Below are 14133 nucleotides of genomic sequence, written 5' to 3'. Positions count from 1 at the left end.
TATATTACAAAATTTTGCCCGGATTCATCATACCAGCAGGGTCCAGCGCCTGCTTGACGGCACGCATCAGGGAAAGTGCGGTTTCTGACTTATAACGCAGCATGTCGTCGCGCTTCATCGCACCGATTCCGTGTTCTGCAGAAAATGAACCACCAAACACATGAACCTGATCATGAATCAGACGACTGACTCCTTCATCATTCAGCGCATCCGGCGTCAGTTGGCGGTCTACGGCTTGGGTACTGACATTAAAATGCAGATTACCGTCCCCCATATGACCGAAGCACACGACTTGCGCACCCGGGCATCGGCTGGACAGCAGGTGTTCTGTTTGTTTAATAAATTCAGGGATGCGGCTGACCGGTACGGCGATATCATGCTTGAGATTCCGTCCGGCTTTTGCCTGCGCTTCTGAAATGGATTCACGCAACTTCCAGAAGGCATCTGCCTGCGCTACCGATGTGGCAAGTACACCGTCTGCCAGCAAATTTGCCTGAATCAGGTTTTGCTGAAAGTCTTCCCAGACCGCCGCAGTATGTGCAGAAGGGTGAAAATCAGAAATTTCCAGCAAAATCTGGTACGGATAAGGCTGTGCAAATACTGCGCGGGTACCGGGAATATGCTGCAGAACCAGATCCGTGCAAACGCGGGAAATGAGTTCAAATGTCGTCAGCGCTGGGCCGAACTGATCTCCCGCAAGCCGCAAAATGTGTAAGGCATCTTCCGCCGACTGCACCGCCAGCAATGCTGTGCAGCGGCTGCGCGGTTGCGGATACAGTTTCAGAACGGCGGCGGTAATGATGCCCAGTGTTCCTTCTGCACCGATGAACCACTGTTTCAGGTCATAGCCGGTATTGTCTTTGCGTAAGCCATGTAACTGGGTCAGGATTTCCCCGTTAGCCGTGACCACTTCCAGCCCCAGACAGAGATCGCGTGTATTTCCATAACGCAGTACGGCGGTGCCGCCAGCATTCGTCGATAAATTGCCACCGATGGTGCAGCTTCCCTCTGATGCCAGTGACAGCGGAAATAGTCGATTGACCTCTGCAGCCGCTTGCTGAATGGCTGCGAGCGTGCAGCCCGCTTCGGCAATCAGGGTATTTCCATCAGAATCAAGCTGACGAACCCGGTTCAGGCGGCGGGTTGAGAGGATAATTGCAGTTTGCGGCGCAGTGGGGATGCTACCAAGCACTAAACCTGTATTGCCGCCTTGCGGAACAATGGCGACATTTGCATCGCGGCATAGTCGGACAATGTCGGCGACTTCACGCGTTGAAGCGGGCAAGACAACGGCAAGTGCATCGCCTTTCTGACGTCCGCGCCATTCGGATTCAAAAATCTGTTTCTCTGCAGTATCGGTGATGACGAATTGTTCTCCGCATACCGCGCGGCATGCGGCCAGAAAATCTGTGTAAAGCAGTGAGCCTTGCGTCATTGTTCACTCCGTACGAGGCTCCGCTGCTTTTTTTAAGCGCTTGGCCGCCTTTTTCATCGGATACAGATACAGCGCAATACCGGCAAACAGCAGCAGTGACAACACCAGTTCGCCGATTGCCAGCCACGCGGATACCTGATTTGTATCACTGAATCCGCGCACAATCCCTTCGGTAAAGTACAGCCAGACCAGCATCGATCCCCATTGCAGCGTGTAATTGTCTCTTTTGATCATTCCCTTGGCGAGAAACAGCAGTGGCAGCGCTTTCAGCGCCAGCCAGGAACCGCCACTACGTAATGGTGCGAGCCATATTTCCCAACTGAGACACAACAAGATCAACAGTGCCCAACTGATACCTGCGAGCTTATGCCCGAGAACTTGTTTTGGTGTCAGTGTCATGCACGGCCCCGTTGCAGCGTCATCGCGGTGGTGGCAAGGCGTTTCCCGAGCGCAATTGTCAGCTTTCGGGTTTCATCTGTAATTTTTTGTTTGCCGTCCAGGCCAGACCAGTGGGTTGCTCCGTAAGGTGAACCGCCGCTGGCCGTGAGCATCAGATCGGGTTCGGCGTAGGGAATGCCAACAATCATCATGCCGTGATGGAGCAGCGGCAGCATCATGCTAAGTAGTGTGGATTCCTGACCACCGTGCATGCTGCCGGTAGAGGTAAATACGCACGCCGGTTTGCCACTCAGCGATCCTGCCAGCCATTCGGTACTGGTGGAGTCCAGAAAATATTTCAGCGGCGCAGCCATGTTGCCGAAACGGGTCGGTGAACCGAGTGCCAGTGCAGCACATTCGCGCAAATCTTCCAGCTCAACGTACGGTGGCCCGGTATCGGGGATTGCCGGTGCGGTCGCTTCGCAATTGGCGGAAACCGGCGGTACCGTGCGGATACGGGCCTCGCATCCGGCCACGCTTTCCACGCCCTGTGCGATCAGTTCGGCGAGTGCATGTGTTGCGCCGTGGCGGGAATAGTAAAGAATGAGGATAGAGATCGTGTTCATGGCGCGTATTATATGAGCCTTTAGCAACGAAACTTATTAAAATAGCGCAGTGTATGACTGAAAAAGAATATGATGCGCTTGATTAGCTGGCGACAAACTCAAAACCTGCTGAAATTCGGATTGCGCCGTTTGCGTGAAGGCAGACTGACGCAGGTGGCAGGCAGTCTTACCATGACTTCTGTGCTGGCCATCGTGCCGATTATTACGGTGGCACTGGCTATCTTTACCGCCTTTCCGTTATTCAATACTTTCCGCACGTCGCTCGAAGCATATTTCGTCCAGAATCTGATGCCGAAAGCGTTTGCGAATACGATTCTCGGTTATTTAACCCAGTTCGCAACGAAGGCAACGCGCCTGTCTGCAGTCAGCGGTGTGATGCTGATGTTTACTGCCATCGCTACCATGGCCATGATTGATAAAGCATTCAATCAGATATGGCAGGTAAAACGGCCGCGCCCGTTTTTTCAAAGTTTGCTGGTGTACTGGGCCATTGTGACGCTGGGGCCGTTGCTGATCGGTGCTTCGATATCAGTCACTTCTTATTTGTTTACTGCAACCAGTGGTGTGGTTGGGACACTTCCTTTTATCGGCGGTGTTGCGTATACCGCGATTTCGATTTTGTTCACGATGGGTGCTTATACCTTGCTGTATACGACAGTCCCGAACCGCAGCGTGGACTGGCGTGATGCAGCATGGGGCGGTTTTGTCGCATCGTGCGCATTTGAAATTGCCAAGCGTGGATTCGCTTTGTTTGTTACGCATTTCCCGACGTACACCATGGTCTACGGTGCGTTAGCTGCTATTCCGATCTTTCTGGTCTGGATTTATTTGTCCTGGATGATTACGCTGATCGGCGCTGTAATTGCTGCGTCTTTACCCGTTGTACGCTTTGAACGCTGGTGGCACGTGCCCGCGCCGGGCAGCGCTTTTGACGATGCGATGCAACTGCTTGGGCTGCTGGTGAAAGCCCGTGAGCAGGATCATCAGGCCATGCTGAGTCTGACGCAATTGCGTTCAGCAACGCGGTTTGGTCTGGATGAAATTGAAAATCTGCTGGAACGGATGGCAGAAAAAAAATGGGTAGCACGTGTCGTCCCCGAAGTTTCTGCAGCAAGTGCCGCAGCATGGCTGAAGTTATCCGAAGGACCGCAGGAATTCTGGATGCTGACGCTGAATCCGAAAGAGCTGACTATGGCGGATGTCTATCGCTTGTTTGTGTATGAACCCATGCATGGCAGCCATTTTTCCGCGTTCATAGAAAAACGTATTGAGACGGGTTTGCTGATCAGCTTGCACGATTATTTTGTTAAACCGCAGGACGCCAATGAAATATACCCGCATCCACAGTAAAGAGCTTGATGAGTCTGTGGTCAGCCGGTGGCTGGCTATGTTGGCAACCGAACCTTTGTATCACAGTCCGTATTTTCATCCGGCATACACGCAGGCAATAGCGCGGACTCGCGACGACGTATATCTTTTGCTCGCTGAGCAAAATAACCGTCTATGCGGAATCCTGCCCTTGCATCATACGCCACAACGTACCACGGTGATTGGGGAGGGGCTGACGGATTATCAGGGCTGGATCAGAGAGCAAACAGAACTGCCTGATTGCGCCGGTGCTTTCCGGCAGACAGGCATACATCGGCTGGATTTCAACCACGTACCGGCGACGTTTACAGAATTTCAAGATTACGTATGGAAAGGATCGCGCAGTCTGACGATGGATCTGAGCGGAGGCTACGGGGCTTACCAGCAAAAGCTGCAGACGGGCAGGGAAGCCAGCCTGTTTAAGAAAATTGATACCAATGTCAGAAAGCTCGGAAACAAAGTTGGTCCGGTAAATTTCGTCTGGCACAGTGCAGAACAACGTGATCTGAATGCATTGCTGGCAGGCAAATCAGACCAGTTTGTACGCACTCTTGGTGAACAAGCTGACATTTTCCGGACGACATGGATACGTGAATCCGTTGAAATGCTGCATTCTGCACAGGCCCCTTTGTTTGCCGGTGTATTGTCTGGGCTTTACGCGGGCGACGTGCTGATTGCTGCACACTTTGGCATACGTTCCGGTAAAACGCTGCATTACTGGTTTCCATGGTATGAGACCCGCTACGCAGAATATTCACCCGGATTGATTTTGCTGGCACGCTGCGCCGAAGCGGCAGCTGAACACGGCTTAACGATGGTTGATCTCGGACGTGGTGAGCAGGCTTACAAGCAAAGATTTGCGACCGGCAGTATAGCGCTGAGTGAGGGAGTGATTACGGTACCTGCCTGGAAGGGGTTCTTCTTACGAAAATTCTGGCTGGCACGTGAGCAAATGAAGTCTTCGGTGTTCGGGCAGCAATTAAGAAACCTCAAGAACAGGCTAAGATAAATTTGCACGGGGGCAAATGGCAAGTTGAAGGAAGAATCCGTCGTAAAACCAAGCCAAAAACGCGTCGGGTATCATTGGTTCCCGACGCTTTTTTGATGCTTATTATGATTTTTAGTAAGCGTTTTTATCGCCGAACAGCACTTTAATTGTGCGCCAGATAATCACAATGTCCAGCCAGAAAGACCAGTGCTGAACATAATACAAATCGTAATCCACACGCTTTTGCATTTTTTCCAGCGTCTCCGTCTCACCTCGTAAGCCATTCACCTGTGCCCAGCCTGTAATGCCCGGTTTTACTTTGTGGCGGAACATATAGCCACTAACTAATTTGCGATACAGTTCATTGTGGGAAACAGCATGCGGGCGCGGGCCGACCAGACTCATATCGCCGGACAATACATTGAACAGTTGCGGTAATTCATCAAGAGAAGTGCGCCGGATGAAACTACCGAATGCGGTGACGCGGGGATCGTTTACCGTTGCCTGAATAACAGGAGCATCCCGGTTCGCGGCACGCATAGAGCGGAATTTGTAAACATTGATCGGTTTTCCGGCAATACCATAACGTACTTGTCTGAACAGTACCGGGCCAGGCGAGCTGAGTTTGACGCCAATCGCAACGGCGACCATCACCGGTGAAAGCAACAGAATACCTGTCAGCGCACCGAAAAAATCCAGTAAGCGTTTGGGTAATGCTGCAATACCAAAGAACGGCGGTTCTACTGAGGCGAGCACCGGTTTTCCAGCCAGTTCGCGCAACTGAATGCCCGGCATTCCGAAGATCAGTGCTTCCGGAACGAAGTATGTGGTGACTGTACTGTCGAACAACACTTCGATCACTTCACCGAGTTCAGGAGGTTCGTTGTTATTTAAACCGACAAAAACGACATCTACACGCATCTTGCCAGTTTCAGGGTCGATTAGCCACTCAATGGCATCTTCCAGTGTACCCATCCATTTTAAATCGGCGTGAGGACGGGTTTCGGTGCGATTATCAAAAAAACCGATCAAATCAATCGCTGCAAGGGGCGAGTTTCGCAGCGCTGTTGTCAGATCAGCCGTCGCAGAATTTGACCATATCATCACCGCTTTACGGCGGTTTTCAGCATTGGAATAATAAACCTTTGCCGCGTACCGAATCGCCAGTGCGCACGAGAATAAGATAAACGGCGTGCTGCCAAGCCAGATCAGCATCACCTTTCGTGACAGTTGTTCTGTTGCTTTATCTGCATAAGCTGTCAGTAAGACAACCATGAAAACAGTTAGCCAACGCCAGGTCAGACGCGGAAATAAGGTAAACGCACGACGACTTTGCAGTGCATTTAACAGGCTGTGACTGGAAAAAACAATCAGGCTTGTAAGCGCAGAAATCAGGAAGCTTGCTGCAAAGATGCGCGTTTCAGTGTTGTCTACAAAATGAATGATGAAAAATAAATTTCCACAAACAACAGCACTGAGGGAAATGCCAACCAGGACAGAGAAAATCTGTCCGGCTAAAGATTGGTGAGATTGGCTGGAACCTATCATTGTTAATTCAGTATCAGTTGAAATGCGGAATCAGTGCCGCAACAGCATTTTTTTTAACTGACCTAACTGCCAGCTTTGCAGGTAAGTGCGGAAACCAGGGTAGTTATAGCGTGGAGCAGACCGTAATGCGGCGCCCAGATATCCGGCAATAATAAGTAAGCCACCGATCACAAAAGGCTTTTCCCGCATACGAAAACATCCGGAAGCCACAGCGTAAAGCGGGTGGTAGCCCATAAACCAGATGCCACGCCCCCAGCGCAATCTGCCTTTGTAAACGTTTTTGTCGGAAGACCCCATCAGGCGGTGGTGATACAAGATCGCATCTTTGTCATAAAAGCTTTTAGTTTCCCAGCCTTTCATACGCGACATGTGAACGTCAATCCCGTCCCACATGACTTCCTCAACGAATCCGCCGATTTCTTCGAAAGCCTCACGACGGTATAACTTGAACTGACCAGCTACATGCTCATCGATAATCTGCTCTTCAATCAGTAAATCGCCTTCCGGGCGAAATACTTTTCCCGAAACGCAGGCCAGTTTCGGATGTGCAGCAAACTGTGCGAACATCTTTTCCAGATATTCCGGCCCGAATGACATATCACCGTCGAGTTTTGCTACAAACTGATATTCTTGATGTTGAATCTGGCTAACGCCGAATTTAAATGCAGCGACCACGCCGCCGCCAACTTTCCTGAAACCGCGATCACCGCGTTTGATGACGCGGATAAACGGAAACTGTGCGGAATACGACTGAATGATGTCAAAGGTGTCATCGGTTGAGCCGTCATCGACGAATAAGCACTCCACTGGCTGAACAGTTTGGCGTATCAGCGAATCCAGAGTCAGACGAATGAGTTTCGCTTCATCGCGTACCGGAGCCACAATTGCAAGCGGGACGACTGTTACAGAGGAATTTTGCATGAGCGGGTTGAACAGAGATAAATAGTGGCAGGGCTTAGGATTTTTCTTTTTTACAATGTTATCCCAGCTTAGGATATGTAACAATTGCAAACAGTTAATTATTGTTAGCCCAATGCGGATATCGTCTTTGAAATTTGCAGATTTGCTTTGTTTTTATGACAAAATGCTGGCTCTGCGCTTGTGCGGCACGATAAAATATTTGTTCTACTTGCCTTTGCCTTCTTCAATGAATTCTGTGTTACAAAAGTCTGCATCTTCATGGCGACGCTTTCTGGGGCTGGGTATGGCTGCCGGAGCGGTGTTTGGCCTGTCAGGTAACACATATGCACAGGAGTCTGAGCCTCTGCGCTTAAAACTCGACTACTGGCTTACTGCGCCAGTGCAGGCAGATTTTCCTGTTGTCGCCACCATACCGGTTGCCGTTGAGAGCCCGATGAGAACGGCATTGCAAAATCTCAGCAATGAAGAGCCTTCGGAAGTCAGTACGGACCTGGCAGGAGAGGGCGATCAGATTCTGATAACGGTATTCGGTCAGCCTGATCTGAGTGCAGATGTTGTCGTCGGCAGTTCGGGGCTGATTACACTGCCGCTGATCGGAACGCTGGAGGTGAAGGGTAAATCGGCAATCGAAATTGCGCAGATGTTTGCACGCAAACTTGAGCAAGGGCAGTATTTATTGAATCCCAAAGTATCTGCAAGAATCGGGCAGCAGGTCAGCAGGGCATTTTCTGTCATGGGCGAAGTCAGCCGGCCAGGAAAGTTCCCGATCCAGGGACAAATTTCAATTCTGGATGCCATCAGTATTGCAGGAGGACTGACCCAGCGTGCGGATAAACAGATTCGTATTCTGCGCAAACATCAGGATGCTGAAAGTGATGGCAACACCGAGACGCTGACTCTGAATTTTGATGACAATAAAAATGCGGAGCGCCTGATGCAGCGAATTCGTCCGAACGATGTCATTATCGTTGGACAGCAAAAGAGTTTTTATGTATACGGCGAAGTTCGCAAACCCGGTATGTACCCGGTCGAAGATGATCTGAATGTGATGCGTGTTCTTGCGATTGGTGGTGGTGTCAGTGAACGTGGCTCATCTTCCCGTATCCGTATATTAAGAAAAAATGACAAAGGTGAGATACAGGAAATTTCCGCAAGTATCCGCGATGTCGTTTTGCCCGGAGATGTTGTGTTCGTCAATGAGCGTATTTTCTGAGGACAGGCATGCAAAGATCTCCAGCTGATTTCGTGCTGTCTTTTGTACAGATAGGCGCGATGCTGAAAGCACGCCGGAAGCTGATTGCTGCGGTTACAACTGCATCTGTACTGGTCGCCGGCGGTGTGACTGTGTTGCTGCCAAAAACTTATCAGGCCAGTGCTGATATTTTTATCGACTATCGGGTCAACGATCCGATTGCTGGAAAGCAATTTCATCCTATGCAGGATGAAAGCTATCTGCAAACGCAGTTTGACGTGATCAAGAGTGTGCAAGTGGCTGAACGGGTGATCCGTGATCTCGGTCTGATGGATACAATGGAAGCGCGAAAGCTGTCTGAGAAATATGGCAGCCAGCGCGCGATACGTGATCTGGCGGAGTCAGTCGCAAAAAATATCGAAGTCGCACCAAGAAAAAACAGTCGCGTTATTGAGATTTTGTATTCGTCCGGCAATCCGCAAACTGCACGCGATGTCGTGAATTCTGCAATCCGTGCTTACATTGATTTGTCGCTGGAAATGATGAATGCTCCGGCACGTGCAAGGAAAGATCAGTACAACGCGCAGTTAGAAACACTCTCTAAACAAATAGACGATATTCAGAAAAAGCTGACTGCCTATCAGGAAGAATTTCAGATTGTGGATGTTGACGAGCGTGCAGATCTCGAGTCCAAGCAAATGGCTGCGCTCAGTGCCCGTCTGATTGAATTGCAAATGGCGCGGGTAGAGGCACAATCTAAAAGACAAACTTTTGACCAGCTGATCAGACAAGGAAACCCCGGCTCTGATTTGCCGGAAGTTGCGGGTGTCGGACATATTTCAGGCGTTAAGGCGGCATTAACCGCACTGGATGCACAAATTGCAAATGCAAAGACGACACTGGGCCCAAGGCACCCGAAATTTATCGCATTACAGGATGAACGTCAGAATCTGGTTGATAAACTGCAACGGGAATCGGCCACGGCAATTGCATCCCTGAATTCTTCGGAAAGTCGCTTGCGCCAGCAGGAAAAAGAAATCGAGAACGAACTCGCTGCATATCAAAAAAAGACCTTTGAAAATAAAAAACACCGCAACGTTATAAATTCCTATCAGCGTCAGCTTGATTCAGTACAAAAAGTTTACAACGCCGCGATCCAGAAATTTGATGAGTTGCTGATGACCAGTAATGTCGCTATTGCAAATGCGTCTGTGATGCGCTGGGCTGAATTGCCAGAGAAGGCATCGAAACCATTGTTAAAAAACAATTTGATATTCGGTGCTATCGCGGGTCTGATGTTCAGTCTGAGTTTGTCGTTTTTGTTAGAGCTGCGCCGCCGCAAAGTACGTTGTGTTGAAGATCTTGAAAAAGAGTTTGACGTTCCTGTGATGGCACAGGTTGGCTTCAACGAGAAAGTACGTTATTTCACGCAGTCATGAAGGCAGATCACAGGAGTTTTGAATTGAGCGCAGCCAAACAAAAAGTTGCCCGGCTTGGTGATTTGTTCCTTGAGCAAGGCTTGCTTGACGCGCAACAAATCGAGCAGATTGGACAGACTCAGCGCGAGCGGAAGATGCGGTTCGGTGACGCAGCGTTATATCTCGGGTTCTTAACACAGAGTCAGATTGACGCTGCGCTTGGTGAACAGTTCGGTCACTCATATCAGTTACAGTATTCCGGAATTGCGGGCGAAAAACTGACATTTCTGCGCCAGCCATTTTCAAGAGAGTCTGAGGAAATCAGGCGATTACGCAGCGAACTGTTGCTGAAATTCGCGAATCAGGATCAGATACGCATTGCCGTCGTCAGTGCAGGTACCGGGGATGGAAAGTCATACATGGCTGCGAGTCTCGCCGTTGCAGTCGCACAGGCAGGCCGCAGAACTTTGCTGATTGATGCGGATTTACGGCAAGGTGATTTGCATCACTTATTTGGTTTCGAAAACCCCGATGGACTATCGTCCGTTCTGGCGCAGCGTCGTACGCTGGACGAAGTTGCTTTGCCACTGATGCCGAATCTGCATTTTCTTCCTGCAGGACCACTTCCGCCCAACCCGCTTGAACTGATTCGCTTACCAGAAATCCGGCGGTTACTGGAGAGTCATACAGAGCGTTTTGATGCGTTTATTCTGGATACTTTTCCGGCCTCGCTGGCGTCTGATGCACAAATGATTGCACATCAGACCGGACACGCTTTACTCATCGCAAGAAAAGATCAGACAGAAATAGATGACTTGCGCACTCTGAGAGAGTCGATGCAGATTGCGGGCGTCGAAGTGCTCGGAACGGTATTTAACCATGCGCCGCATGCTGATCAGAAAAGCACTCTGTTGAGCCGCTTACGAAGCTTTTTCAGATTTGGTCGCCGCAGGGGCTGACAGTATGCTGATCAGTATCTGCATCTGCACGTTCCGACGGCCAGCATTATTAGACGAATTGCTTCACGTTTTGCGTTTTCAGCAATGCGCTGATTCCTTTGAGGTGGTTGTCATTGATAATGACCCTGCCGCATCCGCGACGCAGGTTCTTGAGGCACAAAAACAGTATTGGGGAGAGCGCTTGGTATGCCGGCATATCAGCGCATCCAATATTTCTCTTGCGCGTAATGAAGCGATTTCCGTGGCCCGGGGCGAGTGGCTTGCAATGGTGGATGATGACGAGCTGCCAAAGGAAGACTGGTTATCTCAACTTTTAAAAGTTCAGCAACAATATTCTGCTGATGTGGTTTTTGCGCCGGTTGTACCGCGATATTTGCCGGATACGCCAGACTGGCTGATTAAAGGCGGTTATTTTGAGCGTCCGCGTATGGCGTCCGGAACCATGATTAATCATAAAAATGCCCGCAGCGGCAACGTGCTGATTCGGAAAGAATTGCTATTTAAGCTGGGATCAACACAGGGTTTTGTATTCGATCCTGAGTTCGGTCGCACTGGCGGTGAAGACTCTCTCCTATTCCGTCAGCTTGAGCTTGCCGCAGCCAGCATGGTTTGGTGTGATGATGCGCCTGTATCCGAAGTTGTGCCTGCAGATCGTGCAAACGCAGCTTGGCTACTGAAACGATCTTTTCGGACAGGTGGTTTGTTCTTGAAAACTGAGATGAAAATGGCGCCTGCGGAAAAACGGTTTCTGGTAGGCCTTGAGCTGGGTTTCAGAGCGATTTTACAAGCGGCGATTGCCATTGGACTGACAATTTTTCTCTGTCCCATTAAGCCACTGAAGGCATTCCACTGGGCGCGAATTGCTGCTTCTCAGTTCGGGAAGTTATCGGTGTTCACACACGCGCCTGCGCAGGCTTACGGCGCGGAAAGTGAAAAGAAATAATGTCGCACGGATCTTCACGTATCGCCGCTCTTGATGGTTTGCGGGCGGTATCAATCTTACTGGTACTGATTTCCCATGCATGGTTGGGACATATTGTTCCTGGCGGGCTGGGTGTCACCATCTTCTTTTTTATCAGTGGTTTTATTATTACCCGCCTGATGATCAGTGAGTGGGATACGACTGGAAGCATGCGAATTTCGCATTTTTATATCAGGCGTTTTTTCAGGCTGATGCCCGCACTGACAGTGTTCATTTTTTTATCTGTCCTGACGTTACAGCTTGCCGGACAGGGAGTTGGCTGGAAGGAAATTCTGGCAGTGTTTCTGTACACCGCGAATTACTACGGAATTTTCATCGGATTTTCCGGAGACACATTTCCGCCACCGCTTGCAATTACCTGGTCGCTCGCTGTTGAGGAACACTTTTATCTGATTTTCCCGAGCTTGTTCGTCGGACTGATCGTCAGCTGGAAGCGTTTTGTTTCGCTGATTGTTGGCGTGCTGGTCATTGTGCTGTGCTGGCGATGCTGGCTGGCCTTTGGCGTCGGGCTGGAACAATTACCGCATTACCGCATTTACAAAGCAACTGATACCCGTGTTGATTCTATTTTGTACGGCACACTACTTGCTGTTTTGTTGGCGCGAAAACAAGCGCTGTGGGAGCGTTTAAATAATATGCATTGCTTTGTTGCCGGAACAGCAATTATTCTGGCAACTTTGCTGATACGTTCGGAAGAATTTCGCGAATCTTTACGCTACAGTTTGCAAGGGCTCGCGTTGTTTTTGTTGTTTCCCTACGCAGTTCTGAGTAATTCAGCTATCAGCCAATTGTTATCGAATCGTTTTTTTCTGTATGTAGGGAAAATCAGCTATTCGCTTTACCTGTATCACTGGCTGGCATTTGGCATTGTTGTGTTCTGGATGGGGAACGCGGCGTTGATCTGGCGAATTCTTGCGATGACGCTGCTATCTTTTGTAATGGCGGATTTGTCTTATCGTTGTGTAGAGAATCCTGGTTTACGCGCGGGACGTAAATTCCTGAAATCCTGAATTGCCTTATCGCGTTGCGCGCGATTGTGTGAAGTCACTGTGCACATCGCAATGAAGAAAAAGACATTCAGAAATCCAAAGCCACGAAACAAACTGCTTTCCGTGAAATTAGTGACAACAATGATCAGTAACATCGCTGTCCAGAACGCTGCCTGCGTCTGATCTGTTCTGCGCATCAGCAACAAGCTGTAAGCATGATACAGAATGACCAGAACGGTCAGCGTCAATCCGACTAAACCTTGCTCATTCAGAATATCCAGATAGCCATTGTGCGATTGCAGTGGAATCCAGTGCAAAGCGTCGATGACATATTGTGAAAGACTGTCTGGCCCGAGCCAGAAAGCGCCGTAGCCCAGCCCCATCACCCAGTGCCGGCGAATTTCCAGCCAGACGAGTTCCCAGATATCTGTTCGCCCCGTGAGGTCCGACGCTTTTCCGAACAAGCCTGCAATGGGGGCGGTTACTTCAGCAGATGTCGGAAGACGCGACTCTTGCATAAAAAATATAAATAGTGCGACCAGGATCAGGCAAAGTAAACTCAGCAATACCCGCGTTACGGCGTATTCCGAATCAATACGGGGTTTTCGCAGCAAGTGAAAAATGCTGCTGGTTGTGATTGTGACGATCATACTGGTCGAGCTTTTACTTAATACCAGCATCAGAAACGCAAAGATCAGTGAAACGGCCATGATCCGCATGTTCACCTTTGAAATGCAGGCGAGTACCTGCCACAGCAAAATGGACATTGCTGCGACTTGTCCGAGCTCATTCTTTTGCGACAATATGCCACGCCATGCGCCGCCAAGCTCATAATCAACACCGATTGTGGGATTAACTATACCCATCACAAACGAAGCAGCCAGCATCACCATCAGTGTATAGAGCATGCTCGAGACGATTAACCGGACGGGGTGATCAGAGATCTGTAATGCCAGTCCGATCGCAACAAACCCATACAACTGGATTGCCCGTTTGAAAGTAACGCCGGGCATTGGTGACCAGATAAAAGAACCGAGACACCACAATAAGATCAGAATCAGAAAAGGATTCAGCGCTTTCAGGTTTCGTATAGCCAGCGCCGGATACTGATAAAGCAGAAACCCTGACACTGCAAACAGGCTACCCCATTCCAGTTTTACAGCAAGCGAACCTTCCATTGTTAACGAGGACGTGCCGGTGTAGTCCCATGAGATGCCATAGGGAAGCAAGGCAAAGACCACAAATAAAATGACGATCAGGCGCAGCAGCCATGCTTCTGCCAAAGGGCTTAAGACAGATGTCGGAGATTTCAACGGCAGTTGCATGAGA

The 14133-nt window shown here is 49.7% G+C and carries 13 protein-coding genes; 7 read left to right on the top strand and 6 right to left on the bottom strand.

The annotated features are described in order from the left end of the window. Nucleotides 1–4: 4 nt before the first annotated feature. The 3 genes from IE092_RS01305 to wrbA are packed head-to-tail and all read right to left on the bottom strand — an operon-like array spanning nt 5 to nt 2439. On the bottom strand, nt 5–1435 hold the full coding sequence (locus IE092_RS01305) for an FAD-binding oxidoreductase (RefSeq protein WP_189355199.1): 1431 nt from the start codon (nt 1433–1435) through the stop codon (nt 5–7). A gap of 3 nt (nt 1436–1438) precedes the next feature. Beyond that, on the bottom strand, nt 1439–1834 hold the full coding sequence (locus tag IE092_RS01300) for a DUF2069 domain-containing protein (RefSeq protein ID WP_189355198.1): 396 nt from the start codon (nt 1832–1834) through the stop codon (nt 1439–1441). Beyond that, complete coding sequence (gene wrbA / locus IE092_RS01295; RefSeq protein ID WP_189355197.1) at nt 1831–2439, bottom strand: NAD(P)H:quinone oxidoreductase; 609 nt, start codon at nt 2437–2439, stop codon at nt 1831–1833. Before wrbA ends, IE092_RS01300 begins: the two co-directional genes overlap by 4 nt. Before the next feature lie 69 nt (nt 2440–2508). Here wrbA and IE092_RS01290 point away from each other — a divergent pair, with 69 nt between their 5' ends. Together IE092_RS01290 and IE092_RS01285 are read left to right on the top strand one after the other, a co-directional pair. Beyond that, complete coding sequence (locus IE092_RS01290; protein WP_189355196.1) at nt 2509–3789, top strand: YihY family inner membrane protein; 1281 nt, start codon at nt 2509–2511, stop codon at nt 3787–3789. Further along, entirely contained in the window at nt 3764–4816 is a 1053-nt protein-coding gene (locus IE092_RS01285; RefSeq protein WP_189355195.1) for a GNAT family N-acetyltransferase, read from the top strand. Before IE092_RS01290 ends, IE092_RS01285 begins: the two co-directional genes overlap by 26 nt. A gap of 111 nt (nt 4817–4927) precedes the next feature. Here IE092_RS01285 and IE092_RS01280 read toward each other — a convergent pair whose 3' ends face one another. Both IE092_RS01280 and IE092_RS01275 read right to left on the bottom strand, forming a co-directional pair. Beyond that, entirely contained in the window at nt 4928–6343 is a 1416-nt protein-coding gene (locus tag IE092_RS01280) for an undecaprenyl-phosphate glucose phosphotransferase (protein WP_189355194.1), read from the bottom strand. 30 nt (nt 6344–6373) lie between these two features. Continuing rightward, nucleotides 6374–7264, bottom strand: a complete 891-nt coding sequence (locus tag IE092_RS01275) for a glycosyltransferase family 2 protein (RefSeq protein WP_189355193.1) — start codon at nt 7262–7264, stop codon at nt 6374–6376. Between the two features lie 235 nt (nt 7265–7499). Between IE092_RS01275 and IE092_RS01270 the strand changes: the two genes are divergently transcribed. The 5 genes from IE092_RS01270 to IE092_RS01250 are packed head-to-tail and all read left to right on the top strand — an operon-like array spanning nt 7500 to nt 12825. After that, on the top strand, nt 7500–8477 hold the full coding sequence (locus IE092_RS01270) for an SLBB domain-containing protein (RefSeq protein ID WP_189355192.1): 978 nt from the start codon (nt 7500–7502) through the stop codon (nt 8475–8477). Between the two features lie 8 nt (nt 8478–8485). Next, complete coding sequence (locus IE092_RS01265) at nt 8486–9895, top strand: Wzz/FepE/Etk N-terminal domain-containing protein (RefSeq protein WP_189355191.1); 1410 nt, start codon at nt 8486–8488, stop codon at nt 9893–9895. A gap of 23 nt (nt 9896–9918) precedes the next feature. Further along, a complete protein-coding gene (locus tag IE092_RS01260; protein WP_189355190.1) occupies nt 9919–10833 on the top strand; it encodes a polysaccharide biosynthesis tyrosine autokinase in 915 nt (304 codons plus the stop codon). 4 nt (nt 10834–10837) lie between these two features. Next, nucleotides 10838–11776 (top strand): glycosyltransferase family 2 protein, encoded by a 939-nt coding sequence (locus IE092_RS01255; protein ID WP_189355189.1) that lies wholly within the window; start codon nt 10838–10840, stop codon nt 11774–11776. After that, nucleotides 11776–12825: an acyltransferase family protein gene (locus IE092_RS01250; protein WP_189355188.1), complete on the top strand. Its 1050-nt coding sequence runs from the start codon at nt 11776–11778 to the stop codon at nt 12823–12825. The genes IE092_RS01255 and IE092_RS01250 overlap by 1 nt, the downstream gene beginning before the upstream one ends. On the opposite strand, the gene IE092_RS01245 is transcribed toward IE092_RS01250, so the two are convergent. Further along, the gene (locus tag IE092_RS01245; protein ID WP_189355187.1) at nt 12768–14129 is read right to left on the bottom strand and encodes an O-antigen ligase family protein; all 1362 of its coding nucleotides are present in this window, start codon (nt 14127–14129) and stop codon (nt 12768–12770) included. The two genes, IE092_RS01250 and IE092_RS01245, sit on opposite strands and share 58 nt — an antisense overlap. Nucleotides 14130–14133 lie beyond the last annotated feature (4 nt).

Origin of the sequence: Cognatundibacterium squillarum (genome assembly GCF_014652435.1) — a bacterium.
In the GTDB taxonomy this organism is placed as follows: domain Bacteria; phylum Pseudomonadota; class Gammaproteobacteria; order Burkholderiales; family Burkholderiaceae_D; genus Undibacterium; species Undibacterium squillarum.
The sequence above is the reverse complement of the archived record's forward strand: the minus strand, read 5'-3'. Positions and strand labels throughout refer to the sequence as shown.

Coding starts and splice junctions, on each gene's coding strand:
- IE092_RS01305 (WP_189355199.1), bottom strand. CDS start 1,435: ATGACGCAAGGCTCACTGCTTTACACAGATTTTCTGGCCGCATGCCGC.
- IE092_RS01300 (WP_189355198.1), bottom strand. CDS start 1,834: ATGACACTGACACCAAAACAAGTTCTCGGGCATAAGCTCGCAGGTATC.
- wrbA (WP_189355197.1), bottom strand. CDS start 2,439: ATGAACACGATCTCTATCCTCATTCTTTACTATTCCCGCCACGGCGCA.
- IE092_RS01290 (WP_189355196.1), top strand. CDS start 2,509: ATGATGCGCTTGATTAGCTGGCGACAAACTCAAAACCTGCTGAAATTC.
- IE092_RS01285 (WP_189355195.1), top strand. CDS start 3,764: ATGAAATATACCCGCATCCACAGTAAAGAGCTTGATGAGTCTGTGGTC.
- IE092_RS01280 (WP_189355194.1), bottom strand. CDS start 6,343: ATGATAGGTTCCAGCCAATCTCACCAATCTTTAGCCGGACAGATTTTC.
- IE092_RS01275 (WP_189355193.1), bottom strand. CDS start 7,264: ATGCAAAATTCCTCTGTAACAGTCGTCCCGCTTGCAATTGTGGCTCCG.
- IE092_RS01265 (WP_189355191.1), top strand. CDS start 8,486: ATGCAAAGATCTCCAGCTGATTTCGTGCTGTCTTTTGTACAGATAGGC.
- IE092_RS01255 (WP_189355189.1), top strand. CDS start 10,838: ATGCTGATCAGTATCTGCATCTGCACGTTCCGACGGCCAGCATTATTA.
- IE092_RS01250 (WP_189355188.1), top strand. CDS start 11,776: ATGTCGCACGGATCTTCACGTATCGCCGCTCTTGATGGTTTGCGGGCG.
- IE092_RS01245 (WP_189355187.1), bottom strand. CDS start 14,129: ATGCAACTGCCGTTGAAATCTCCGACATCTGTCTTAAGCCCTTTGGCA.